Origin of the sequence: Vibrio litoralis DSM 17657 (assembly GCF_000426765.1) — a bacterium.
Taxonomy (GTDB): Bacteria; Pseudomonadota; Gammaproteobacteria; order Enterobacterales; family Vibrionaceae; genus Vibrio; species Vibrio litoralis.
The window spans coordinates 41,004-65,307 of sequence record NZ_AUFZ01000001.1; the positions used below are offsets into that span (position 1 = coordinate 41,004).

Genomic DNA, 24,304 nt, shown 5'->3' on the forward strand with positions numbered 1-24,304 from the left:
CAACAAAACCTAGCTTCATACTTCCCTATTTAAACTGCTTTTAAATATCCGAATCATCATCTTGATACGCATCGACATTCGGTGCGACATCTTGCCCGCCTAGAGCCTGATACAAAGCGACTTGCGCGACAAATTGGTTATAACGATTTTCTAATAATGATGCTTTGGCATTGCGGGTGTTTTCTTGAGAATCGAGTAAATCCATGATGGTGATTGAACCGTATTTATAACGCGAAACGTAAATTTTCTCAGCTTGTTCCGCAGCATCGTATTGTTCTTGTAAGCGGTCTTGTTGATAGCTTAACTGCTCGCGAGCCGACAGTGCGTTTTCTACATCTTGAAACGCTGAATACAACACCTGGCGATAGCTGACTATTGACGCTTGATAATCTACATCGGCGATATCTTGGTTGTTTTGCATATCATTCCATTGCAAGAATGGCAGCGTTAAATCGGCACCTAGACTACCTATCGGGTTAGATAACAACTCTTTTAACTCTTGCGATGAGCCACCTAATGCGCCGGTAAGCGTTAAGGTAGGTAGATATTCCAAATCGGCAGAGTCTTTACTGGCGAGGCTAGATTTAATCTCATAAATCGCGGCTTTGACATCCGGCCTTCTGATCAATAAATCCGCAGGAACGCCCGATGATACTTGTGGCAGTGTAATATCTGGTAGCTGTTTGACGTTTTGTGTCATATCCATCGGCGGTTGGTTGAACAAAATCGCAAAGGCATTGTTTGCTTCCACCAGCTGTTGATTGAACTGGCTTTGCTGGGCTTGCAAACTGGCGAGACTACGCTTGGCTTCTAGCACATCAAGCTTAGTCACAGCGCCTAATTGATACTGACGAGTGATCAAATCTAAGGTTTTCTGCGCATCCGCCACATCGGTTTCACTCAATGCGATACGTTGCTTGAGATACCCGATTTGCCAATAAAGCGATGCGGTAGTGGCCACCAAACTTTGCGCGGTACTTTCGCGGTCTTCAAGGCTCGCCATAGCTGCCCACTTTGCTTGGTCGGTATCGGCAGAAATCTTGCCCCATAAATCCAGCTCATAACTGACCGATAAGTTGGTACTGTAGCTGTCGGTTGAATCGCCACCATCTAACGGTTTCGAAACACCAGCCGAAGTATTCGAGCTTAACTGCGGATACAAATCATCATCGGCTAAACCCATTTGTAGGCGCGCTTTTTTCAAAGTGAAGGTCGCAATCGCAAGATCGTTATTAGTAATCAACGCCTTATCAATAAACTGATTTAAGGTTTGATCATTAAACGCATACCACCACGGGTCGACTTTCACATCTTGCGCCAAATGCTTTTGCTGCCACGCTTCTGGTACTTGTACTGGCGGCGCTTGGTAGTCGGTTCGCGTTAAGGTTCCGCAACCACTTAATACCATTGAGCTTAACACTAGGCTAATTATTGTTTTATTCATCATCATTAATCTCGCGCTAATGCATCAACAGGGTCAAGCTTGGCAGCATTTCGAGCCGGTAAAAAGCCAAATACGATGCCAATTAAGGTAGAACATACAAAGGCTGAAACAATTGAGGTCACCGAATAAATCATCACGAAACTACCGCCAAATGAACTCAGTAATGCGCCCAATCCAAAGGCCAAACCAATGCCGGCAATACCACCGCACAAACACACCAACACCGCTTCAATTAAGAACTGACGCAAGATATCAATTTGCCTTGCACCAACTGCCATTCGTACACCAATTTCTTTAGTTCGCTCGGTCACTGAGACCAGCATAATATTCATTACCCCAATGCCGCCAACTACCAATGAAATCACTGCAATCGCAGAGATCAGTAGCGTCATCGTGGCAGTAGTTTTTTCAATATTTTGGCGAATGGTATCAGTATTAATGGTGAAGAAATCTTCGGTGCCGTGACGCATTTTGAGCAAGCTAATAATGCCCTGTTCAGCGGCGCTACTTGGGGCATTTTCATCAATTCGTACCGTGATACTATTGAGATAACGCTGTCCCATCATTCGTCCAGACATGGTGGTATAAGGCACCCACACATTAAGGCTATCGTTATTACCAAACGCGCTTTCTTTGGGAGCGGTTACACCCACAATACGCACCGGCAATCGACCTAAAAAGATCACCTGACCAATTGGGTTTTTATCGGCAAATAACGACTTACGCGTGTTGTCATCAATCACTGCATCTTGAGCTAACGCATCGACACTGTCTTGCTGCCAAAACTGTCCTTGAGCAATCTCATAACCTTTGACGCGAAAATAATCCGGCCCGACACCTTCTACCGAAGCACTGACCGCTTCATTGTCATAACGAACCGTTAAGCTGTTATTGAGTGATGGCGTCACGCTATCGACATAAGAAAGGTTTTTAATCGCTTTAGCATCTTCAGCAGTCAAAGTACGAACTCGCCCAGAGCGTCTGTCACCAAATCCTGTACCCGGTCGAATATCAATCGTATTGGTCCCCATCGAAGCAATATTAGCTAAAATTTGTTTTTGAGTACCATTACCAAGCGCTACCACCGACACCACAGAGGCAATACCAATAATAATGCCCAACATGGTCAAAAAGGTACGCATTCGATGGCTCGACATCGCCAATAACGCCATTTTGAGCGCATCTATAAAACTGTCCCAATGCCACCATTGCGAGGCAGAACTAGCTTGCGGGTTTGAGTGTAAACGCGTGCTGTGTTTTTCAGGGCTAACTTGCTTTTCAGGGATGGCTTGATGCTCACCATTCGATTGTTCAACGCTCAACTCTGAATGAACATTCACCGTATCGGCAATGATCTCGCCATCTTTAATTTCAATAATTCGATCGGCAAAGTGAGCCACATCCATATCATGCGTCACCAAAATAATGGTATGCCCCATTTGGTGTAACTCTTTCAGCAGCGCCATCATTTCTTTGCCGCTTTGGCTGTCTAAAGCGCCGGTTGGCTCATCGGCCAAAATCACATCGCCGCCATTCATCAAAGCGCGCGCCACACTGACACGCTGTTGCTGACCACCACTTAACTGATTCGGCTTATGGGTTAAACGCTCACCCAAACCTAAACGGCTCAATAACTGTTGTGCGCGTTCACTACGTTGGACATGCGGCACGCCAGCATACACCGCAGGTACTTCTACATTACCAACCGCCGTTAAATCACTAAGTAAATGGTAACGCTGAAAGATAAAGCCAAAATACTCACGACGTAGCTGCGCCAATTGGTCATTATTCATAGCAGATGTATCTTGACCATTAATCCAATACTGGCCAGAACTTGGCTGGTCAAGGCAACCTAAGATATTCATCAAAGTCGATTTACCCGAGCCCGACGCGCCAACAATCGCCACCATTTCACCTTGTTGAATCTCAAGGCTGACGTTATTCAATACGGTTAACGACTCGTCGCCACTGGCAAAACTACGAGTTAAATTTTCTATTTTCAGTAAAGGTTGTTTTGATAAAGATTGGCTCATACTAGAATCTCATTCGGCCGCGTTTGCTAGAAAACGAATCATCCGACGGCATACCGACCACCACTTGATCGCCTTCTTCTAAGCCTGAAAGAATTTCTGCATTAACTTTATTATTGATGCCAACTTTCACGGTTTTATAAACAATATCCTTACCTTGTAAAACTGGCACCTGGAATTGCCCTTCACCTTTCGCTGGCTGCAACACTTGAGCTGGCACTAATAACGCATCTTTCGATTGATTTAAGATGATCGACACTTGCGCTGTCATACCAATACGTAACGTGCCTTTGGGGTTTTTGACATCAAATAGCGCGTTGTAATAAATCGCATCGGTATCGGTGACCGCCAATTGACTATCATCACCAGTCATAATAGTTGGACCCGGTTCAATCGCGCGTAATGTGCCTTGGTATTTTTTATTGGGCTGACCCAAAATGCTGAAATAGGCCGTTTGACCCGGCTGAACATGAATTACATCGGCTTCGGAGATTTGTGCTTTCACTGTCATAGTATCAAGCTGAGCCAGTTCAATAATGGTCGGCGTGGTTTGATTGGCGTTGACCGTCTGACCGGTTTCAACCGAGGTATAAACAACCGTGCCATCCATTGGCGCACTAATGGTGGTGTAGCCTAGGTCTACTTCGGCGCTATCGACATTGATTTTGGCTTTTTCTATTTCGGCAGTTAACTGGGCTAAATCGGCTTGGTAGATCGCCAACGTCGCTTCGGCGCTTTCGTAATCGGCACGAGAACTGGCCTCTGCCGCCAACATGCCTTTTTGACGTTTGTATTCATACTGCGCTTGTTTGATTTGTGCCTGCTTCGCTCGATATTGCGCGTTCAAACTATCCAATGAGGCTTGCGATTCTTTAAGGTTGTTTTGCTGAGTCAGGCTATCAATCTGAGCAATCAAATCCCCTTGTTTAATCTCATCACCCAGCGACACCGCAAGTTTCTGAATTTGACCAGAAACCTGCGCACCGACATTCACCAACTTGGCTGCTTGCAACATGCCATTGGCTAAGACGGCGTTTTCAATATCGCCTCGTTGAACATTTTCCGTGGCATAGGTTGGCGCAGGCTCAGACTGGCCGTAATAAAACCAACTGGCTACGCCAATAACCGGAATCGCCGCGATAAGGATCCATTTTGCTTTAATTTTCATGAGACAAAGGAATATAGAGAAGTCATAACAAAGTTATACCGATTCTTGAGCAAATCGCATAGGGCAACCGGTGTAAATAAAGGTAAAAGTAGGTAAAGAGAAAGAATATAGCGGTGTTATTTCGATTGAATTTGGCATCGCCCCTACTCACTTTGGCAGTAACCGGAATGCCACTCAGCGCCACCATCCGAGCCGCCCTACCGTGGCTGATGATCTTGTTGGTATTCTTGATGATTATTACCTATATACCAGCAGTGTCGTTGTGGTTACCAGAGGCGTTGGGGATGCCTTAGGGGGGTTAGGTAAAGAAAATAAAAACGTGCCAAGGTGGCACGTTTTTGGGCAGAAAACACTTCGTAAAGTCATGTTAAGCGAGTTATAGAAGATTAATAAAAGTATCTTGAAACCTTAGTCGTTTGTTAGTTTTCTGCTTCGGCTCACGAAATTGGTTCAATATGAAATAGAACACACAGATAGAGCAGTATACTATAGTGTAAACGTTAATAATTGGAGAAAAGATGAGTAACGAACTTATTCCTAAAAACCAAGGCGAATTAGACTTAGTTCCTGTAAAGGAGGGTGAAGTTAACGGTATTAATATGGGGGTACTCTCGGACGGTACTCCTTTTTTGTCCTCTAGGGGTGTAGCTCGACTTGTCGGTCAAGCTCCCGGCAATATCATTACATTGGTGTCGAAGTGGGATGAAGAGAAAACAAAGCCAAGGGGGGCTAAGATAGCGCAAATATTACGTGAACAAGGAGTCGATGACTCGAAGATTCACGTGGAAGTTGTACTAAATGGCGTTAAAACGCACGCTGTGGATGATGCTACATGTTTGGCAATTCTTGAATACTATGCCTTTGATTCAACATCCAAAACTCAAGAAATTGCCCAGACAAACTATCGTTTACTTGCGAGACGCTCAATTCGAGAGTTTGTTTACACGAGCCTAGGGTATGATCCAGACAACTTGGTGCCTCTTGAATGGAAGCATTTCCATGACCGCATGCTTCTAAATGAAGTACCAAGAGGTTACTTCAGCGTTTTCAAGGAAATCGCAGATTTAATGGTGTCATCTGTACGTCAAGGGCTAGTGATAGATGACCATGTTGTACCAGATATAAGCGTTGGTGGCGCTTGGGCTAAGTACTGGAAAGAAAATCAATTTGATAATGTTTATGGTCCAGTAACTAAACACCCGCATGTATATCCTGATTACTTCCCTCAAGCGAAAGCCGGTCCTGTGCCAGTAAATATTTACCCACTTGCTGCTTTAGGTGAGTTCAGGACTTGGTTTGAAAACACTTATTTACCTGAGAAATTCCCGACATACATCAAAGGGCAAATACAGAAAAAGACCATTTCTGTATCTGGCGCAGAGTTACTATTGGAGACAGTTGTTCCAAAAACTCTAACAACGCACTAAACTAGCAAAAGAGGTCATATTTCTGTATGGCCTCTTTGAAAACTAACAGCGTATTAGCAAGAAACTCGGATAAAACCGAATTGATTTTATACACGATCGCTGCTAATCAACTCATTTATTGCCATAAGATACTCTAATAACGCTTTTTTAAAAGCATTTAGCCGATCTTATGTGATGGAGAAAGCGAGAATTGGGTTTAGCGAGCCAGTTGTGACAGGGATGCTATCGGGAGGGGGTTGTTTCATTGGTGTGGGTAAATATAAAGCAGATTCTAACTAGTGCGCACTAATCACAAAGCCCTGTAATCCCGTACATGAGCCTAGGCGAAGAAGATACAGGATCTCCTACCGCCTGTTGAGAAGTCAATCGCGGTAGGAGATCCTGAACTACGCTCCTTCGTCGCTATTTAGGATGACGCAGTGGTGGGGTCACGAGTCACGAGTCACGAGTCACGAGTCACGAGAAATTTTATTAAACCTCCCCCGCTCCATCCATCGCTTTACACACATAAATGGTTTCTTTTAAACCTGTTTTTTCTTGGTATTGCGCTTCTACGGCTTGCTTCACGGCATCAACGAGTGACGGTGGAACCAGTGAGACTACGCAGCCACCGAAGCCGCCGCCGGTCATGCGTACGCCGCCTTGAGTACCGATCACTTCTTTTACAATATCGACGATGGTATCGACTTCTGAGCAGGTGATTTCAAAATCATCACGCATTGAAATATGAGATTGCTCCATTAATACTGCAAGGCGCGCCATGTCGTGATTTTTTAGGGCGGTTGCCGCTTCTACCGTGCGGTCATTTTCCGTGATGATATGGCGGGCACGCTTAGCAACAACTGGATCAAGATCCGCTTGGCGCTCGATAAACTGCTCAATCGTCACATCACGTAGTGCTTTCACGCCAAAGAACTCGGCGGCGGCTTCACATTGCTGGCGACGCGTGTTGTATTCGCTATCCACCAAGCCACGTTTTTTATTCGAGTTGATGATCACAATCGCCATATCTTCTGGCATTGAAACTGCTTGAGTTTCCAATGAGCGGCAATCAATTAATAGTGAATGGTTACGTTGCCCTTCGGCAGAAATGAGCTGATCCATAATGCCGCAGTTACAGCCGACAAATTGGTTTTCTGCTTGCTGACCGTTGAGTGCAATCTCTTGTTGAGAAATCTCTAGGCCATAAAGCACTTTGAATGTTTGTCCGATCACCACTTCTAGCGCGGCAGATGAGCTCAGCCCAGCCCCTTGAGGCACGTTGCCGCTGACCGAAATATCGGCACCTTTAAATTGATAGCCACGCTTTTGTAGGCAATCAATCACACCACGAATGTAGTTAACCCACATGACGTCTTTATCAAACTCAAGCGGTTGTGAAATATCGAACTCATTCACTTCATTGTCATAATCAACCGCAATTACGCGCACGATGTTGTCATCACGTTTAGCGGCTGCAACAACAGTTTGATAATCAATCGCGCAAGGTAGTACAAAGCCATCGTTGTAGTCGGTATGTTCACCAATAAGGTTTACACGCCCCGGCGCTTGGATGATGTGTTTGGCGGCGTAGCCTAGTACGGTTTCAAACGCATTAGATACCGCTTGGATAAGTTGAGTGGTTCTTTCGGTCATAATAAAGCCCTAAATCGTTTCTTGTGGCTAGGAATCTCGTAACTCGGATCCAGCCTTTAAATATTGCGCTCAAACCTCGAGTAACGAGAGCCGAGCATCCTAAATTCGTTATTCTTTATAATGCTTATCGCTCAAGGCTCGTAGGCGCTCAGCGGCTTGCTCGGCGGTTAGATCGCGTTGGCTTTCGGCTAGCATTTCATAACCGACCATGAATTTTCTTACCGTAGCGGAGCGCAGCAACGGCGGATAAAACAGCGCATGCAGTTGCCAATGTTCGGTTGAGGGTTCGTGTTGATTGTCATCTTCAACTTTTTCATTTTCAACCTTGCTATTTTCAAAAAAAGGCGCGTAATGCCAGCCCATTGAATACGGGAATGAGCATTGGAATAAATTATCGTAACGGCTGGTGAGCTTTTTAATCGCTAGCGCTAAATCATCACGCTGTGCATCGGTTAATTCACTCATGCGGCGAATGTGGGTTTTCGGCAGTAACATGGTTTCAAATGGCCACGCCGCCCAATATGGCACTACGGCAATCCAGTGCTCGGTTTCGACGACGGTACGCGCGCCATCTTTTAATTCTGACTGCACGTAATCAACCAATAAATTCGAGCCGTATTGTTGATAGTAATCGCGTAGATGTTTGTCTTTACGCTCGATCTCATTGGGTAAGAAACTATTGGCCCAGATTTGCCCGTGCGGGTGCGGCTGAGAGCACCCCATCGCCTCGCCTTTATTTTCAAACGCTTGTACCCACAGGTACTCTTTACCGAGTTCCTCTATTTGCTCATTCCAGGTATCAATCACATTGCGAATTTGATTGAGTGGTAGCTCTGGCAACGTTTTGCTGTGATCAGGCGAGAAGCAAATCACTCGACTTAAACCGCGCACGCCTTGAGTTTTAAATAGCGGATTAGCCGATTGTGGCGCATCCGGTGAATCAGGCATTAACGCGGCAAAGTCATTTTGAAACACATAAGTGCCTTGATAATTCGGGTTCACATCACCGGATATACGCGTGTTAGTTGGGCATAAAAAGCAGCCCTCATCGTAAGGCTTAATGCTATCGATAACGGGCTTTTCATCTTGACCACTCCACGGACGTTTGGCGCGGTGTGGCGAGACTAAAATCCACTGTCCAGTCAGCGGGTTGTAACGGCGGTGTGGATGATCAACGGGGTTAAATTCTATCTTGGACATCTTCTTTCCTATTTCTCTAATTCGTCATAACCTTGCGGGTTGTTAGACTGCCAATGCCATGTATCGGCGCTCATTTGGGCGATATCACGGGTCGCTTTCCAACCTAAATCTTGTTCTGCTTTAGCGGTGCTTGCCCAGCATTCAGCAATATCTCCAGCTCGACGCGGATGAATTTCATAAGCCACCGGATGCCCACATGCTGCCGAAAATGCGTTAACCATATCGAGTACACTGCTGCCTTTTCCTGTGCCTAGGTTGTAAATATGTAAGCCTGATTTATTAGTTAAGGCATTAAGCGCGGCAAGGTGGCCATCGGCTAAGTCCATCACATGAATATAGTCCCGAACGCCGGTGCCGTCTGGTGTTGGGTAGTCATCACCAAACACCGCCAGTTTGTCACGACGACCGACTGCAACTTGTGCGATAAATGGCATTAGGTTATTCGGAATACCTTGTGGATCTTCACCCAGAGTGCCGGAAGGATGCGCACCAACAGGGTTGAAGTAACGCAATAGCGTAATGCTCCAATCGTCTTCTGCGGTAAACAAATCACTCAAGCATTGTTCAACAATATATTTGCTGCGGCCGTAAGGGTTTGTGGTAGCTCCGGTTGGAGAGTCTTCGGTAATGGGTACTTGTTGTGGGTCGCCATACACGGTAGCAGATGAGCTAAAAATGATGTTCTTCACGCCCGCTTTGCGCATGCTTCGCGCCAACACTAAAGATCCGTTGACGTTGTTATCGTAATATTCCAATGGCTTGGCAACTGACTCCCCGACCGCTTTTAAGCCCGCAAAGTGGATCACGGCATCGATTTGATGCTGAGCAAAAATAGAATCAAGAAACGCTTCATCACGCACATCGCCTAAATGAAAACTCGGACGCTGCCCGGTTAAGGCTTCAATACGGTTCAGAACCAGCGCTTTACTATTGGATAAGTTATCCATCACCACTGGTGTGTGGCCATTTTCGATTAACTGAACACAAGTATGGCTGCCGATATAGCCCAAACCACCTGTCACTAATACTTTCATTTATGCCTCCATGAGTGCTGCGTAATAGGTATCTCTTAAATAAAGAAAACGATTACAACAACGCTAGACCATTTTTGATTGACGTTATATTAGCAAGTGTCGAAGGTTCGATTCTGTGATCCAACACAAAAAGTGAAAACGTTTACACAAAATGCAGCAATTCAAGATAGAGAACATAAAAAAGTTATACCTATTCTTAAGCAAACCGCATAGGGCAACAGGTGTCATAAAAATAAAAGCAGGTAAAGGACAACATATCGCCCACCCATACCCTACTGTGGATCCACTTTTTTGAAATCTTGATTCGTATTCTGCGTGGCTTACAACTCGGGCTCGGCATTGCCGATGAAACCAAAGACGCCATGAAACACAATGGTCAAAATAAAAACGTGCCAAATATGTGGCACGTTTTTAGATATTTCTGAATATTCAACACTTAGCACCAACGGAGAAATTTTAGTAAGTTACGTGAATTATCGGCTGTTTATTTTTTATTATTTCAATTTTATTTTAAATGAGTGCTTTACAAAAGAGACAAAATGAACAAGAATGGCCTTGCTCTGTTGTTCAGAGTTATTAAATGAAATATACAGTTGTAAAAGCAAAGCCCTCAGAATTCCTTCGTTATTGTCGTTGTCCTCAGTGTTTCCCTTAGCTTCGTAAATACATTAAATAATTCCAGCTCTTAGCGCATCGCATTTCGCGATTAATTTTTTATTTTATATAAGGGACACAACATGTCTAACAAAACAAACGGCGTAGTAAAATGGTTTAACGAAGAGAAAGGTTTTGGTTTTCTAACTCAAAACGACGGCGGCGCTGACGTATTCGTTCACTTCCGTGCAATCGCTTCTGAAGGTTTCAAGACTCTTACTGAAGGCCAAGCTGTGTCTTTCGAAGTAGAGCAAGGCCAAAAAGGTCTTCAAGCTGCAAACGTTGTACCTGCATAAGATTTAAAGCTGGCGCAGGTGGTAATACCACTTGCGTCGCTTACTCCTCTTTAGAACACTTATTTATAACTCCCCACGAAAATATCCAACATTCCCCAGTACTTTTGTATTTGTCGTTACGTTTCTTATTTACTTCGTTTTATAAATAAAATTATTAATATCTATCAACAGTAGTATCTCTAAAATACTGCTCGCTTCGTTATATGTAACGAAAATAAATAAGGATTAACTATGTCTAGAACAACTGGTCGTAAACATTTTTGGTTTCAACAACAAAAGAAAAAAACAATGATAAAAAAGAAATAGGAATAGAATGAAAATAACGTTTAATCTCTTTAAAGATAATCTCTCTTGGAATGGTATTATTCACCAACTTAATTGTGATATTTTAATGCGCCACGTTTTAGTGAACGGAAATGTGGATGATATGAATATGACGTTTTCGTATTGCGAAACCACGCAAACAGGCAGCATTACTGATCAACATGATTGTGTCATCGGTGATTTTAGTGTTTTGGCTTAGCTAATCTCTTAAGGGTTGGACGTTTGTTATAACCGTCTTTCCATACGTAAAAGCCCCCAAACCTCACCATCGAAAGAACGAGAGCCATTTTCATGCGATGTCACGGTAAAACCAAGCGATTCATAGCAATTTCTCGCAACTATGTTTCGTTCAAACACAGCCAATGATAGTAAGCTAGCGCTATATTGTTCTTTTGCTAGATCGATTAACTGACTAAGCATTAGCTTTGAAATGCCCTTTCCACGAAAGCTGTCTGAAACAAATACGCGGCAAACTCTAAAGTGCGCCTCTGAAACTTTAAATAGTTCAACATAACCAGCACTCTGACCTGAAACAACGAAGATATAGGGAAACACTTGCGCTTGAGAACAGTGTTTAGAAATTTGCACTGAATCCAATGGAAACTCAAAGTTTGGACCACCCCATTGATAATTCAATTTATCCGAGTCAATCCAACCGATAAGCTGGTCATAGTCTTCCTTTTCAAATGCTATAAGTTCCATTTTCTCTCTAAGGTTATAACAATTTAATAAATAGAAACCTCGTATAGTTCATCAAAGCCAACTCATGATGAAGAACTGCAGATTTACTCCGAATCTAAAACTAACTGTAAACCAGAACTATATCTTGGATTCATATCTCACTTTCAAAGTGCGTAGAAATAAATTAGCCTCCCCTAGCGTCATGCTCTACATGAGCCTAGGCGAAGAAGATACGGAATCTCCTACCACGTGTTGATAAGTCAATCGCGGTAGGAGATCCTGAACTACGCTCCTTCGTCGCTATTCAGGATGACCCTGTGGTGAGAAATGAATCACCAAACATTTATCCACACACAACAAAAAGCTCGACACAAAATGCCGAGCTTCATTGTTATCACTCTACGATTTAAGTTTGATTATTACTTTTTCAGATCAATCTGATACACCGCAAAACCCACATCATCTTTGCCGACTTTTTTCATTGGATATTGCGCTTTATCTGCAATGAACTTCTCTGCAAGATCGCTTGGTGAGGTTTCAAACTGCACTTTTAAATCCACTTGAGTATTAATCGGTGCAAATGACCAGTTGTTATCCGCGCTTGGCGTCACTTCACCTTTCTCTTTACTGATGCGAGAGATGTAGTCTGCCAAGATAGTGCGGTTTTCATCTGGTGAATCAAAAGCTACGTGGTCTGCACCGGTACCGGCGAACGTGCCGCTGTAAGCGCGGTAGTTATTGGTTGCCACAATAAAGGTTTGCTTCGGCTTAATTGGTTCACCTTGGTAGGTTAACCCCACAATGCGGTGCGAATCTTTATTGATAAGCTTACAATTGGCATCGTATCGAGCGGGTTTGGTGATGTCGATTTGGTAGTTCACGCCATCGATCACATCAAAGTTATAAGTGCGGAATTCATCCCAGTTAATTAAAGACTGAACCTTATCGCTGTTTGGATCAATTTGATTGAACTGGCCTGCTGAGCATTCCAACCATTCTTGCACTTCTGCACCCGATACTTTCATCGCCACTAGTGTATTTGCGTAGAGGTATAAATCGGCCGCATTACGGAAAGTTAATTGGCCAGATTCCACTTCGGTAAAGTTTGAAGGATCGTTTTTACGACCGCCCGCTTTAAATGGTGCTGCGGCGGCAAGTACTGGTAAACCATCTAAATTTGGATCGCCTTGAATAAAGCGTTCGACGTAATCTTTCTGCGCGAGGTTAACAATTTGAACGGTAGGATCGTCTTGCACTAATGACAAGAAGCTATACATCACGTCATTTGCTTTACCGATAGGCTGATTGACAAACTTACGAGTCGCTTGGTGATCTTGGTCTATCGCATGCTTCACTTCAGGGTCTTCTGCTACCAACGATTTTTGCTTATTGGCATCATAAATTGGACGAGCGACAGCGGTTCCATCGGCAACCGCCCATTTACCGTCTTTTTGTTCTAACTCTAAATCAATCACACCAACGTGACTCCCCCAACGGCCTGGCATCACAGATGGAACGCCATTGATGGTACCTTTTTTGATATCCGCGCCATCGACATTCGAGAAGTCTTTGCTTGGGAAAACCGCGTGTGAGTGACCAAAAGTAATCGCATCAATCCCTTCAACTTGCGTTAGGTAGTAAACCGAGTTTTCCGCGCCTTGTTGGTATTTCTCAGTTGAGATACCGGAGTGCGGGATCGCAACAATGACATCAGCACCTTCAGCTCTCATCTTAGGAATGAAGGCTTCGGCGGTTTTTTTAATATCGTTAACTTGAACTTTGCCAGTTAGATTTTTCTTATCCCATACCATGATTTGTGGCGGTACAAAACCAATGTACCCCACTTTGATGTCATGTGATTGACCATCAGTATCTTTAAATTGGTAGCCCTTAATCACGTAAGGGTTGAAATAGTTTTTACCGGATTTTGCGTCGACAATATTGGCATTTACATAAGGAAATTTTGCGTCATTGGTCGCTTCGGCAAGAAAGTCTAAACCGTAGTTAAATTCATGGTTACCGAAGTTCGCCACATCATAATTAAGTAGATTCATCGCTTTATAAGCGGGATGGACCTCACCAGATTCTAACCCTTTGGCCGCGACATAATCGCCCATTGGACTACCTTGGATTAAGTCACCGTTATCGATCAATACGCTATTGCTTACTTCCCCACGCGCTTGCTTGACGACAGTGGCGGCACGCACTAAACCAATTTGGTTGGATGGCTTATCTTTGTAGTAGTCGTAGTCCATGATATTGGCGTGAATATCGGTGGTTTCGACTACGCGAAGTTTGATGGTATCGGCAAAGGCAGGGTTAGCTATGCTGATCATCCCGACCAGAACAGAAAGCGAAATAGGGTGACGAACAAAATTCATGAAACACTCCGGTGTGAATTTTTTAATAATAAGAGTTGTTAGTTAACAGTGTTGAGCGACTTATCAATCAGGCGCAATAATATGATCACTTCAATTAAAAATATGTGACAGAAAACAAGTTTATACCTGCAATTTAGCTCTTACTTGATTTATACCTTACGACTAGTTGTCTGAAACCAAATCACTAAATGTTTCACGCCAATCACGTAATTTTTCATGATAGTGTTCAAGTTGCTTCTCGGACATCGCTTGAATGACTTGGCTAACCATTTGGAAGGTAACTTGTCGGTTACGCTGCACTTTTTTGGTAAATTCTGCGCTATAGAGTTGCTCTGGGTTGAGCATCGTATTCAAGAACTTTTGCTTAAATTCAGGGGAAGGATTACGTTGCAAGAATAAAACCTGTAATTCGGATTTATTGGTTTGCTGTTGCCAAAACCAGTCTTTCGCCATATTCGGACGTTCGAGGCTCCACTGAAGTACCCATTGCTTTTGCTGTTCCGATAAATCCCCCAGCCAAGTCTCTAACGCTTCGGTCATTCGCTCGGCTGATTTTTCACGCATTTCAGATTCTGATAGGTCCTTATAGTCTGAAAATTCATCACGATATTTTTCATCTAGCGAGACAAACAATTCATCGGCCTGCTCTTGATCGAGCGTCATAAATAGCTCATACATCTCCGGCACTACTTTTTGGGCGACATCCGCGGAAAAGTCTTTTAAACGAAAGAACTCCGCCTCAACTTGCTGTGGGCCGATTTCTTTTGGCTGAAAAGTGAGCAGTCTATCAATATGTTCGATGTATTTAGGCAGTTCTTGCTCTCGATGCCACTGACGAACGTCAATCACTGATTGCTTTAACATGCTTTCTTGCGCATCATTAAGCGGTAAGTAGCGATCGACATATTGGGTAACTAGCCAATCTAATCGATTGTAAAAAAACTGAGTTGAGCAGCCTGTTAGCACAAGAAAAGTCACTACAATAATCAAACGCTTAAACATATTTTGCCTATAAACAATGAAGGTCACTTGATTAGTGTATACCCTCAATTCAGTAAGGTGCAGTTTTACCTAGATATTTAAAGCAAATTTAACCAAAGGACATATCATGAACGCGACCAATGCATTTCCAATTGGCACTCCGGGCCAACCGTGGGGCGACATAGAAAAACGTCAATGGCTTGAACAAACCACCATCAAGCGTTCTTATTCAGAAGAAGTTGTGCCCAAGATACAGGCTCTAAGTAGTGATTTTGAAGTGGCTCAATACGGTCAATTGCAATACGACAATAATCCTGTCGGTGAATCTCGCTACCCTCTTTTTGTTTTGAAATCGAAAACTTGGAATGATGCCAAGCCAACGATTTTAATTACCGGTGGCGTACACGGTTATGAAACCAGTGGCGTGCATGGCGCGTTGTTGTTTGCTCAAACCGAAGCGGCGCGTTATCAAGATAAATTCAATATTGTGATTGCGCCATGTGTCAGCCCTTGGGGTTATGAAACGATTAACCGCTGGAACCCAGATGCGCTTGATCCAAACCGTAACTTTGTGGCCAATAGCCCGGCGCAAGAATCTGCTGCGGTTATGAAAATGGTCGCCGATCTTGGCGTATCAATTTTGGCTCATATCGATCTACATGAAACTACCGATACCGATGAATTAGAATTCCGCCCTGCACTGGCGGCGCGTGATGGTATTGAATACGTAAAAGGCTCAATTCCAGATGGTTTCTACACGGTCGGCGATACAGAAAAACAAGATGATGAATTGCAAAAAGCCATCATTGATTCAGTACGTAAAGTGACGCACATTGCGCCAGCAGATGAGAACAATCAGATCATCGGTTCAAATGTTACTCAAGATGGCGTGATTAACTACCCACTTGTCGCTTTAGGGTTATGTGCCGGTTTCACTGACTGCCAATATTGCACGACCACAGAAGTGTATCCAGATAGCCCGAAAGTCACTGATGATGAATGTAACCGTGCTCAAGTAGCGGCGATTACCGGCGCTTTAGACTACATACTGGCGCGCTGATCGACATTCAAAGCCTATAATTAACTAAGTAATATTTAATAGGAAACCGGCTATGGCTGACATTCATTTTGAAGAAAAACTCGACCGCATCGACTACGCTACCGTGGCGGTGTATCGCTCGTGCTTTTTATTGTCAGCCATTGCGATTGCTTTGTTAGGATTCGGGCTTGAACAATATGGCGTACCACTACTCATTGTTAGTGCATTAATTGCCAGTGCTTGTGTGCATCTTTATGACAAAACCATCCGCTGGTTTATCCAAAGTAGCGCCCTATTTGCGGTTTGTTTATTAATTGCGAATTTGTTTACGCCGATTGCGGTTGGAGCAAGCCTCGCCGTGTGGTGCGGCCTTTCTATCAAAGAGTACTACTGCTTCCGCATTAGATTGATTCGAATTACGCCACTGATATTAATTCTGTTTTGGGTTTGCTTCGCTCTGCCAATTTGGTTGCCGGTTTTTTATCTCGCCGCTGGCCTATCTGCTGTGTTGCTGTTTACCATTGGCATTGCCAAGTTTAGACAACCGTTTCACTATGATATTGGCGATAAAAGTAAGTTTCAGATCTAGCCTTTCCATGTTTAGTCCATCTAAATAATTGGGGCGGATGAATAGCTGTAATTTCAAATACAAAGGGTATTGACCTTCCCCTAGTGGGAAGCTTTATACTCACCACTTATTCATTGAAACTATAGCGAGTCGCCTGTTCACGATGTTTTTCACTAGGTTTTGTTTAGCTCGGCTTCACTCTAAACTTCAACATTCGGTTATATTGTTGATGACTTTGATCGCCATTGTGCTTTCAAATGTGAGTGTTGCCACGCCAATTTCTGCGACTCCAATGACTCAAGCTGCTATACCTCAAACAACCGCTCAGAGCATGACACACGACACAGCGGTTGAATCGGATTCTCAGCATCACGCTTCACCCTGTGCCAGCTTATCTAAAACTGGCCTAGTTGCTGATTTCCCATGTTCAGATTTTGCCAAACATAGCGATGATCACTGCGCCTCTTGCGCACCAATTTATGCCACTTTGCCTACGGCGTTGGATATGGAAAGTAACCCATCAGCAGCGTCAGAATACAATGATCATACCGAATCCATCCCCTCTTTAACGCTACCTAATTTGTCACGACCTCCTATTCAATCTGTTTGGTTTTAATTCAATACATCAACACGATTAAAAAACTTAACTTTTGAATAAAAACACGACCAATATTGGAAGTGTTAGGAGAATACAATGAACCTACGTTTAACGGTAACAACACTACTCACTGGCGCATTCGCCGCGGCTTTATCTTTTTCAACGTTAGCCAATGAAGCTGATAAATTTGAAGGATTAACCGCGCCACAAGCGTTAGAAAAAGCGCATGACTATCACGGTAAAGGCACTGCATCGATCCAAGTCATGCCGGATGTGATCGTGGCGAAATTTGACGACAACAGCCAAATTCAGATCCCAACTAAAGATCAGCATTTATTATCTATCGCCCCTTATGAAAACCAAACTCACCCATGCGGCTACCACGTACCCACTGGCTGCCAAGGTGAAATGGTCGAAAAAACCATGATGGTTAAAGTGGTCGATTTAGATAATAAGAAGGTGTTGAAATACGGCCAAGTCACCACACAAAAAGACGGCTTCATTGATTTATGGATGCCAAAAGATCGCAAGAACCTAGAAGTGACCTTTACTTATAATGGTAAAACCAGCACCGAAGTACTAAGCACTGCTGATAAAGCAAGAACCTGCATTACCACAATGCAGCTAATCTAAGCTTGCCACTACTCTAAGCTTAGAGTTACTTAAAAGCTGAATACATAAAACCCACAGATTTAGGTCTGTGGGTTTTGCTCGTTTCTGCCGGCTAACACTTCTTTAAATGCAAACATGCCATTCAGTGCCGCTGGGAACCCTGCATAACCAGACATTTGAATGATTACTTCTTTTATTTCATCTTCACTGCATCCAACATTCAATGCTGCATGTAGGTGAACTTTGAGTTGAGGGGCGCAATTTCCCAAGGCAGTGAGAGCGGCTACCGTTGCAATTTCTCGGGATTTTAAATCAAGACCTGGGCGAGCATAAATGTCACCAAAAGGATATTCAATGGTGTACTTAGCAAGATCTGGGCAAATATCTTGCAAGCTTTCGATAACGTTATGTCCGGCTTCGCCATCAATTTCAGACAGGAGTTGTAACCCAATTTCAAAGCGTGATTTTTGCATGGTTTATGTACCTATTTAGTTAAGAATAAGCACACCATACAAGTTAGAGTTCACTCTAAGTCAACTCACTTTTCCATTTTTATATAGGTCAATTTTTTCTTCTAAAGCCGCCATGTGTTTCTGTTGTTCATCAATATGTTTTTTTAAGTTTTGTTGATGCTGTTCTAATAAGTGTTGTCGTTCCAATAGCGACTCCGCCCCCAGCTCTCTTAACTTTGCATACTGTAAGATTTCATCTAAAGGCATCGCGGTATCTTTTAATCGCTTCACAAAGCCAATCCAAATTAAATCTTTATTGGTATATTCACGATGACCACTACTATTTCGATGAATATTCTTAAGCAAACCGATTTTTTCATAATATCGAAGAGTATGAGAAGACAAGCCGACTAGGCTAGAAAACGCTTTCATATTCATATTGCTTCCTTGCTTCTAATTCACAACCATTGTTAACTCAAAATACTATCACGATAAAAGAAAATAATAACAAGCAAAGCGATCCAAAACTCCATACACTACGTACTGGTTAAGTTGTTCTAAATCTATTTTATCCAAACCTGAAACTCACAAGGAAATATTTATGCTTTATCCAATGGCGGCGATGGTGTTGCTGATTTTTATTGTTGGCTGTGTGACGCTGAAAGTTCGTATCAATAGTGTGAAAAGCAAACAAATTAGTCTGAAGTATTTTCAACTGATGCAAGGTGATAACCTACCTGACATGGTCGTTAAAACCAATCGTCATCTGGCCAATCTTTTTGAGATCCCGGTGCTGTTTTATGTGGTATGTACCTTGTATGTCAGCCTACATATCGACAGCAGCTTTGGGTTAGTGGTTGCTTGGTTATTTGTACTATTTCGTTATTTACACAGCTATATTCATCTCGGTTCTAATAATGTGAGACACCGCGCCTTAGCTTTTTGGGGCTCGTTTTTGTGTGTACTCGTCCTTTGGATCAACTTACTGATCGTCGCTAGTTAATACTCGATCCAACAAAAATGAAAAAGCCTTGAGACACAATAATCTCAAGGCTTTTAACTGTATACCCAAGTGACTTCAAGGTGCAGAATTCAGAGCTATCATCCAAGCCTTTAGGCAAGGAGGATTGGCGAAGGAATGTAGGCACCTTTCAAACCAATCTGACGCGGCATAAAGGTTTGAATGAAGCTCCCGAAGGGCAAGTTAAAACAAGCTTTATGCTGCGTTAAATTGAACAGAGATATAATAACTATGCTCATATTCAATTTGCCTTGCCTAAATCTTGTTTTATTCTTGCTGAAACTCGCATCTTTAAGTTACTTGGATATATAACCTCTTCGGAGGTTAAATGTTTGTCTTCTATTTTTTCAGCGTCTCGATGTACTTCACCATGACATCTTTTACAAACGCTTGGCATTCTGTGGCGGTATTTGGATCGTAATGACCACCATTGGTAATGTTATTAGACAAAATGCGAATCGATAAGAATGGTACTTTGTAAGCCTCTGCAATTTGTGCCACTGATGCACCTTCCATTTCTTCTACACTAGTGCCGAAGTTTTCATGGAACCATTCAATACGGTCGAGTTCACTATTCCAAAAATTAGCAGAGCCGACAGTGCCTTCTACTACTTTGCCGTGCTGGTATTTCACTTTTTTAGCAATGGCGAGTAGTTCAGGACTACCTTCATAGTAACGGATTTTATTCGCATCATCTGAACCCGCACTACCTGAAGAGGCCATGATATCCATTGGGATCCATGTTAGTGAATTCGAACCTTCACCCGCTTTTTTGCTTGGGGTTTTTAGGTTGCCGATGTTTACCACACGCTTACCTAACACTATATCGCCGACGGCTAATTTTGGATCGTGGCCGCCAGAAGTACCTTGGTTGATAATCGCCAATGGCTTGTAACGCTCAATCGCAATCGCGGTCGCCGCTGCTGTGTTCTCTAAGCCTTTACCGGTTTGGCTTACAATCACTGGGTAGCCATTTAATGTGCCTTTATAAAAAACAAATGAGCCTGTTTTTTCGATTGAAACGTCTTTTAAAAGTGCCGCAAAGTGTTGCGCTTCAATTGGCATTGGCCCTTGAATAATAATCGGCTGTACCGGCTTACTATTGCCAGCAACCGACACACTCGCCATCTCGGTTGCTTGTACTCCAACACTCATAAATGCTGCGCTCAACATAGTGGTAACTACCACCAACATACGAATAAACAATTGCATAACTCACCTAGTTAAGAAAATGAAGCCGGCATTGTAATGCAAAAGCAAACGCTTGCATAATATTGCGATGCACAACTCAATTCTTCACGAGAGATGCTTATCTCTGCCGCCTTAAAATGAGTTGCAATAAACGCAGCTTTGACAAAAAATAGTTAGTACTCAAAACAATTAGTGAAACTATTTAATTTTATAAATGTCCTATTTTTTCCGTTACTCTAAAGACATAACAACAAATAACCTATTGTTTAAATAACGGTACAAAACATTATCAGCTAATAAAACCTAACTATTACTGATAATGTCAATTCATCACAAACCAGGAGATAGTATGAAACCTTGGTTAGCCACTTTAGCTGCCTCAGTCACTCTTATTAGCAATCCTTTATGGGCGGCAGATCAAAGAGATTACCACTACACTGATGGTCATTTGCATTATGTTAACTTCTTCCAAGAAAGCGAAGGCATGACGAAATTGCTCGCCAAAATGGATAAAGGCAACATCGATCATGCGATGATTTCTGGTATTAGCTTAGTAAAGAAATGGCATAAAGATGAACCCCAACGCCCACCTTACTACATGGCAGATGATGCTAAAGTCTATTGGTACAGCGCAACAGATGAAATAGTCGCAAGAGCCGTTGAATCGTTACCCAAAGAACAACAATCTCGCTTTCACCCTTTTTTGACTGGCTTCAATCCAACCGATATGAATGCAGTTGATCACATCGAATTAATGTTGAAGTGGCGACCAGACTTTTGGCAAGGTATTGGTGAAGTATTTACTCGCCATGATGATCTTACTGCTCTGACTTATGGAGAAACATCACGAGCCGACAGCCCTGCTTTAATGCGTGTCTACCGCCTTGCTGCTAAATACAATCTACCCGTCATGTTGCATTCCAACATCACCTCAACACGAGTCAAAAGCCCGATCTTTCTACCTGAAATGGAAAGCGCGGTAAAAATGAACCCTAAAACCCGTTTTATATGGGCGCATGCAGGTACGAGCTTGTCGATCAATCGACGTATTCACATGAATTTTCTATATAAAGAAATCAGTCGTATGGTCAAAACCTACCCTAATCTTTATATTGATATGTCTTGGAGTTTACTTGATGATTATATGCTTGATGAAAAAGGCAAGCCTGACCCACATTGGGTTCGATTAGTAGAGTCTTACCCAGATAAATTCTTTATCGGCTCGGATGTAGTTGGGCAATTTGATTCACTACCAAAGTTGGCCAGCGATTTTGACGTTTTTCTTGATGCTTTACCGGCAGATATCGCCAATAAAGTTGCACGAGATAATTTCTTAGCGCTGCTACCCAAAAAACATCAGTCAGAATAAAATCAATAACCCTAAACTCAAAAGCCATTAACGATTTATTATCTAATCGTTAGTGGCTTTAATTTTTTATGCGTTAGTTTTTATACGTAATACTCGTTACTAGGCTACTTTACAGCCCTCAAGATTAAGCAGCATTCGCTTCATATCCAGCCCGTGAGCAAAGCCCGTTAAACTACCATCGGCGCCGACAACTCGGTGACAAGGAATAATAATCGGAATGGGATTGCGCCCTATCGCCGCACCAACTGCACGTACCGCTTTGGGATTATTAATTTGTTGTGCGATATCCATATAACGACATGTACTGCCGGTTTGGATTTGGTTTAACGCATGCCAAACGCTTTGCTGAAAATCGGTTCCTAAGGGCTTTAGTGGCGTGGTGAAATTAAACTCTACTCGCTGGCCTGCAAAGTATTCGATCACTTGCTCTTTCACATCAGCAAAGCGCGTTGGGTCTTCTACCCAATTAGGCTCGACTTTAAAGCCATCTTTTTTTCCGGCTCCGGTTTCTAAATGCAAAATATGCAAACCATCATCGCTGCCAACCAAGGTGACATCACAAGATTGAGTAGCAAAAGTTTGGTAGTACCAAGTGTTATCGGTTTTGGTTGTCATTGGCTTAATGTCCTAATCCATTCCATAAACATAATGTAGCGTAGGCTCGATATGGCTGCCACGCTTTTGCTTGCTGTAAAACGGCTTTTCTCGTGGGGTACTTATCACTAGTGAGCAATGCTTTTAATACCCCAAGATCTTTATCTGGAAAACTGTCTTGAATACCTAAGCCGCGCATTGCCAGATAGTTTGCCGTCCAAGGGCCAACGCCTTTTAAGGCCGTCCATTGTTCGAGGAAATCTTCAAATACTTGCGCCTTGTCCAAAGAGATAACCTCATTTCTTAGCGCGCTAATCACTACTTGTAAGGTAGCAATCCGAGATGAAGTTAACCCTAAACCATCAAAGGTGTGGTGAAGTAAATCATCACACTGAGGAAAAAAGAAATCGATACCAGCAGGAAAGCTCTCTGGAGTTGTTAATTGAGTAGAATGTGCGATGCGCTTCGCCAATGTCGTTGCCACTTTTACCGATACTTGCTGGCCGAGAATCGCTCGAATACAAAACTCAAAAGAATCAAACGCTTTAGGCATGCGAGGCACTCGATTATCGACAAACCCTCGCTGTAACACTGAGTCTGATTGTAATTGTCGCTCGATGGCTTGCATATCGGTATCAAGATCAAACATAAAACGGACACGTTGCTGCACGATATCAAAACCAAGATCATCATCACACACGACTTTAACCACCAGCGCATTCTCTACTGTTTGGTATTCCACTTCAAAATAGCCATTTGTATAGCCGTCAGCTGTGTACGGTTGTTCAAAATGGAAACTGCGAGCGTATTTGCCTTGAGTGACGCATTCAACACCTTCGATAATCCGTGGGCGAAGAAAATCGAGCATAAAATCATAATCAAAGCCTGCCGGACAAGTGATATGGAAATGACGCTGCTGTAAATCTAAAAGGTTTAACGATGACATTTGAATCCTTGGCGGTTAACGATATATTCAAGATTCAGAGCTATCATCTTGAAGTTACTTGGGTATACTACCCTTTTTCTAATGTTGATTTCTCATGGCTTTAAAACCCACTATATACAAGTTCCGCATCGCACTTACTGATATGAATCGTGATTACTATGATTCTTTTAATCTGACTATCGCGCAACACCCTTCAGAAAGTGAAGAGCGTATGATGGCTCGCCTCATCGCTTTTTGTCTTAATGCTAGCCAAGATCTTCAATTCACCAAAGGCTTATCAAGCATTGAAGAACCGGATATTTGGCTAAAGACATTAGATGATCAAATCGAGCTTTGGATTGAAGCCGGTGAGCCAGATCCTGAGCGCATTAAGAAAGCCACGCGCCTTGCTAAACAAGTAAAAGTATACAGCTTTAATACCAAATCAGATGTGTGGTGGAAGCAAAATCAATCTAAATTTGCTCAACTCAATGCCACTATCGTGCGCTTAGAACATCAAGGCATTCAAGCATTCAGCCAAATGACCGCCAGAACCTTAGATTTAGGGGTGATGTTGTCGGGCAATACAGCTTATGTCTCAAGTGATGATAAGCAATGTGAAATTAGCTGGGAAACCTTGCAAGAATAACGACGTAATGTAAGTCGGTAATGGTTTTTTA

24 protein-coding genes and 1 pseudogene are annotated in these 24,304 nt (G+C 43.0%); 11 read left to right on the top strand and 14 right to left on the bottom strand.

The genetic code is table 11. The annotated features are described in order from the left end of the window. Positions 1–40 precede the first annotated feature (40 nt). From K358_RS0100190 to K358_RS0100200, 3 genes are read right to left on the bottom strand one after another with little or no spacing between them, the layout of a single operon-like run. Complete coding sequence (locus tag K358_RS0100190; RefSeq protein WP_027694950.1) at positions 41–1,450, bottom strand: efflux transporter outer membrane subunit; 1,410 nt, start codon at positions 1,448–1,450, stop codon at positions 41–43. Continuing rightward, a complete protein-coding gene (locus K358_RS0100195) occupies positions 1,450–3,477 on the bottom strand; it encodes a MacB family efflux pump subunit (protein ID WP_027694951.1) in 2,028 nt (675 codons plus the stop codon). Before K358_RS0100195 ends, K358_RS0100190 begins: the two co-directional genes overlap by 1 nt. Before the next feature lies 1 nt (position 3,478). After that, positions 3,479–4,642: an efflux RND transporter periplasmic adaptor subunit gene (locus K358_RS0100200; RefSeq protein WP_027694952.1), complete on the bottom strand. Its 1,164-nt coding sequence runs from the start codon at positions 4,640–4,642 to the stop codon at positions 3,479–3,481. Positions 4,643–4,788: 146 nt separating this feature from the next. Between K358_RS0100200 and K358_RS18890 the strand changes: the two are divergent. Continuing rightward, positions 4,789–4,935: pseudogene (locus K358_RS18890) on the top strand (C4-dicarboxylate ABC transporter permease); the annotation flags it as partial. Between the two features lie 225 nt (positions 4,936–5,160). After that, positions 5,161–6,069 carry a BstA C-terminal domain-containing protein gene (locus K358_RS0100210; protein ID WP_027694954.1) on the top strand — a complete coding sequence of 303 codons (909 nt, stop codon included), beginning with the start codon at positions 5,161–5,163 and terminating at the stop codon, positions 6,067–6,069. A 471-nt stretch (positions 6,070–6,540) separates the two neighbouring features. On the opposite strand, the gene galK is transcribed toward K358_RS0100210, so the two are convergent. The 3 genes from galK to galE form a co-directional block, all read right to left on the bottom strand. Continuing rightward, the gene (gene galK, locus K358_RS0100215) at positions 6,541–7,704 is read right to left on the bottom strand and encodes a galactokinase (protein ID WP_027694955.1); all 1,164 of its coding nucleotides are present in this window, start codon (positions 7,702–7,704) and stop codon (positions 6,541–6,543) included. A 108-nt stretch (positions 7,705–7,812) separates the two neighbouring features. Continuing rightward, entirely contained in the window at positions 7,813–8,904 is a 1,092-nt protein-coding gene (locus tag K358_RS0100220) for a UDP-glucose--hexose-1-phosphate uridylyltransferase (RefSeq protein ID WP_027694956.1), read from the bottom strand. A gap of 8 nt (positions 8,905–8,912) precedes the next feature. Beyond that, a complete protein-coding gene (gene galE, locus K358_RS0100225; protein WP_027694957.1) occupies positions 8,913–9,938 on the bottom strand; it encodes a UDP-glucose 4-epimerase GalE in 1,026 nt (341 codons plus the stop codon). Positions 9,939–10,675: 737 nt separating this feature from the next. On the opposite strand from galE, the gene cspE reads away from it, so the two are divergent. Further along, positions 10,676–10,888, top strand: a complete 213-nt coding sequence (gene cspE / locus K358_RS0100230) for a transcription antiterminator/RNA stability regulator CspE (RefSeq protein WP_027694958.1) — start codon at positions 10,676–10,678, stop codon at positions 10,886–10,888. Positions 10,889–11,201: 313 nt separating this feature from the next. Next, entirely contained in the window at positions 11,202–11,411 is a 210-nt protein-coding gene (locus K358_RS0100235) for a hypothetical protein (protein ID WP_027694959.1), read from the top strand. Between the two features lie 26 nt (positions 11,412–11,437). Here K358_RS0100235 and K358_RS0100240 read toward each other — a convergent pair whose 3' ends face one another. From K358_RS0100240 to K358_RS0100250, 3 genes are all read right to left on the bottom strand, one after another. Continuing rightward, entirely contained in the window at positions 11,438–11,914 is a 477-nt protein-coding gene (locus K358_RS0100240) for a GNAT family N-acetyltransferase (RefSeq protein WP_027694960.1), read from the bottom strand. Positions 11,915–12,312: 398 nt separating this feature from the next. After that, positions 12,313–14,274: a 2',3'-cyclic-nucleotide 2'-phosphodiesterase gene (gene cpdB, locus K358_RS0100245; RefSeq protein WP_027694961.1), complete on the bottom strand. Its 1,962-nt coding sequence runs from the start codon at positions 14,272–14,274 to the stop codon at positions 12,313–12,315. Positions 14,275–14,436: 162 nt separating this feature from the next. Beyond that, positions 14,437–15,276 carry a DUF6279 family lipoprotein gene (locus K358_RS0100250; protein ID WP_027694962.1) on the bottom strand — a complete coding sequence of 280 codons (840 nt, stop codon included), beginning with the start codon at positions 15,274–15,276 and terminating at the stop codon, positions 14,437–14,439. Positions 15,277–15,382: 106 nt separating this feature from the next. Between K358_RS0100250 and K358_RS0100255 the strand changes: the two genes are divergently transcribed. The 4 genes from K358_RS0100255 (at position 15,383) to K358_RS18735 (ending at position 18,093) form a co-directional block, all read left to right on the top strand. Beyond that, positions 15,383–16,315: a M14 family metallopeptidase gene (locus K358_RS0100255; protein WP_027694963.1), complete on the top strand. Its 933-nt coding sequence runs from the start codon at positions 15,383–15,385 to the stop codon at positions 16,313–16,315. 52 nt (positions 16,316–16,367) lie between these two features. Then, positions 16,368–16,883, top strand: coding sequence for a DUF2301 domain-containing membrane protein (locus K358_RS0100260; protein WP_027694964.1), 516 nt, complete (start codon positions 16,368–16,370; stop codon positions 16,881–16,883). Positions 16,884–17,091: 208 nt separating this feature from the next. Then, the gene (locus K358_RS0100265) at positions 17,092–17,478 is read left to right on the top strand and encodes a hypothetical protein (RefSeq protein ID WP_027694965.1); all 387 of its coding nucleotides are present in this window, start codon (positions 17,092–17,094) and stop codon (positions 17,476–17,478) included. 78 nt (positions 17,479–17,556) lie between these two features. Then, entirely contained in the window at positions 17,557–18,093 is a 537-nt protein-coding gene (locus K358_RS18735; protein WP_051241100.1) for a CueP family metal-binding protein, read from the top strand. A gap of 59 nt (positions 18,094–18,152) precedes the next feature. On the opposite strand, the gene K358_RS0100275 is transcribed toward K358_RS18735, so the two are convergent. Next, the gene (locus K358_RS0100275; RefSeq protein ID WP_027694966.1) at positions 18,153–18,545 is read right to left on the bottom strand and encodes a carboxymuconolactone decarboxylase family protein; all 393 of its coding nucleotides are present in this window, start codon (positions 18,543–18,545) and stop codon (positions 18,153–18,155) included. A 60-nt stretch (positions 18,546–18,605) separates the two neighbouring features. Then, the gene (locus K358_RS0100280) at positions 18,606–18,962 is read right to left on the bottom strand and encodes a MerR family transcriptional regulator (RefSeq protein ID WP_027694967.1); all 357 of its coding nucleotides are present in this window, start codon (positions 18,960–18,962) and stop codon (positions 18,606–18,608) included. Between the two features lie 163 nt (positions 18,963–19,125). Between K358_RS0100280 and K358_RS0100285 the strand changes: the two genes are divergently transcribed. Continuing rightward, positions 19,126–19,527 (top strand): MAPEG family protein, encoded by a 402-nt coding sequence (locus tag K358_RS0100285; protein ID WP_027694968.1) that lies wholly within the window; start codon positions 19,126–19,128, stop codon positions 19,525–19,527. 357 nt (positions 19,528–19,884) lie between these two features. Here K358_RS0100285 and K358_RS0100290 read toward each other — a convergent pair whose 3' ends face one another. Next, positions 19,885–20,757: a 5'-methylthioadenosine/S-adenosylhomocysteine nucleosidase gene (locus K358_RS0100290; protein ID WP_027694969.1), complete on the bottom strand. Its 873-nt coding sequence runs from the start codon at positions 20,755–20,757 to the stop codon at positions 19,885–19,887. 328 nt (positions 20,758–21,085) lie between these two features. Between K358_RS0100290 and K358_RS0100295 the strand changes: the two genes are divergently transcribed. Further along, complete coding sequence (locus K358_RS0100295) at positions 21,086–22,105, top strand: amidohydrolase family protein (RefSeq protein WP_027694970.1); 1,020 nt, start codon at positions 21,086–21,088, stop codon at positions 22,103–22,105. Positions 22,106–22,204: 99 nt separating this feature from the next. Here the strand turns inward: K358_RS0100295 and K358_RS17725 are convergent, their stop codons facing one another. Beyond that, complete coding sequence (locus K358_RS17725; RefSeq protein ID WP_038149355.1) at positions 22,205–22,720, bottom strand: methylated-DNA--[protein]-cysteine S-methyltransferase; 516 nt, start codon at positions 22,718–22,720, stop codon at positions 22,205–22,207. A gap of 4 nt (positions 22,721–22,724) precedes the next feature. Next, positions 22,725–23,645 (bottom strand): DNA-3-methyladenine glycosylase family protein, encoded by a 921-nt coding sequence (locus K358_RS17730; RefSeq protein WP_051241101.1) that lies wholly within the window; start codon positions 23,643–23,645, stop codon positions 22,725–22,727. A gap of 94 nt (positions 23,646–23,739) precedes the next feature. Between K358_RS17730 and K358_RS0100315 the strand changes: the two genes are divergently transcribed. Beyond that, positions 23,740–24,273 carry a YaeQ family protein gene (locus K358_RS0100315; RefSeq protein ID WP_027694971.1) on the top strand — a complete coding sequence of 178 codons (534 nt, stop codon included), beginning with the start codon at positions 23,740–23,742 and terminating at the stop codon, positions 24,271–24,273. Positions 24,274–24,304 lie beyond the last annotated feature (31 nt).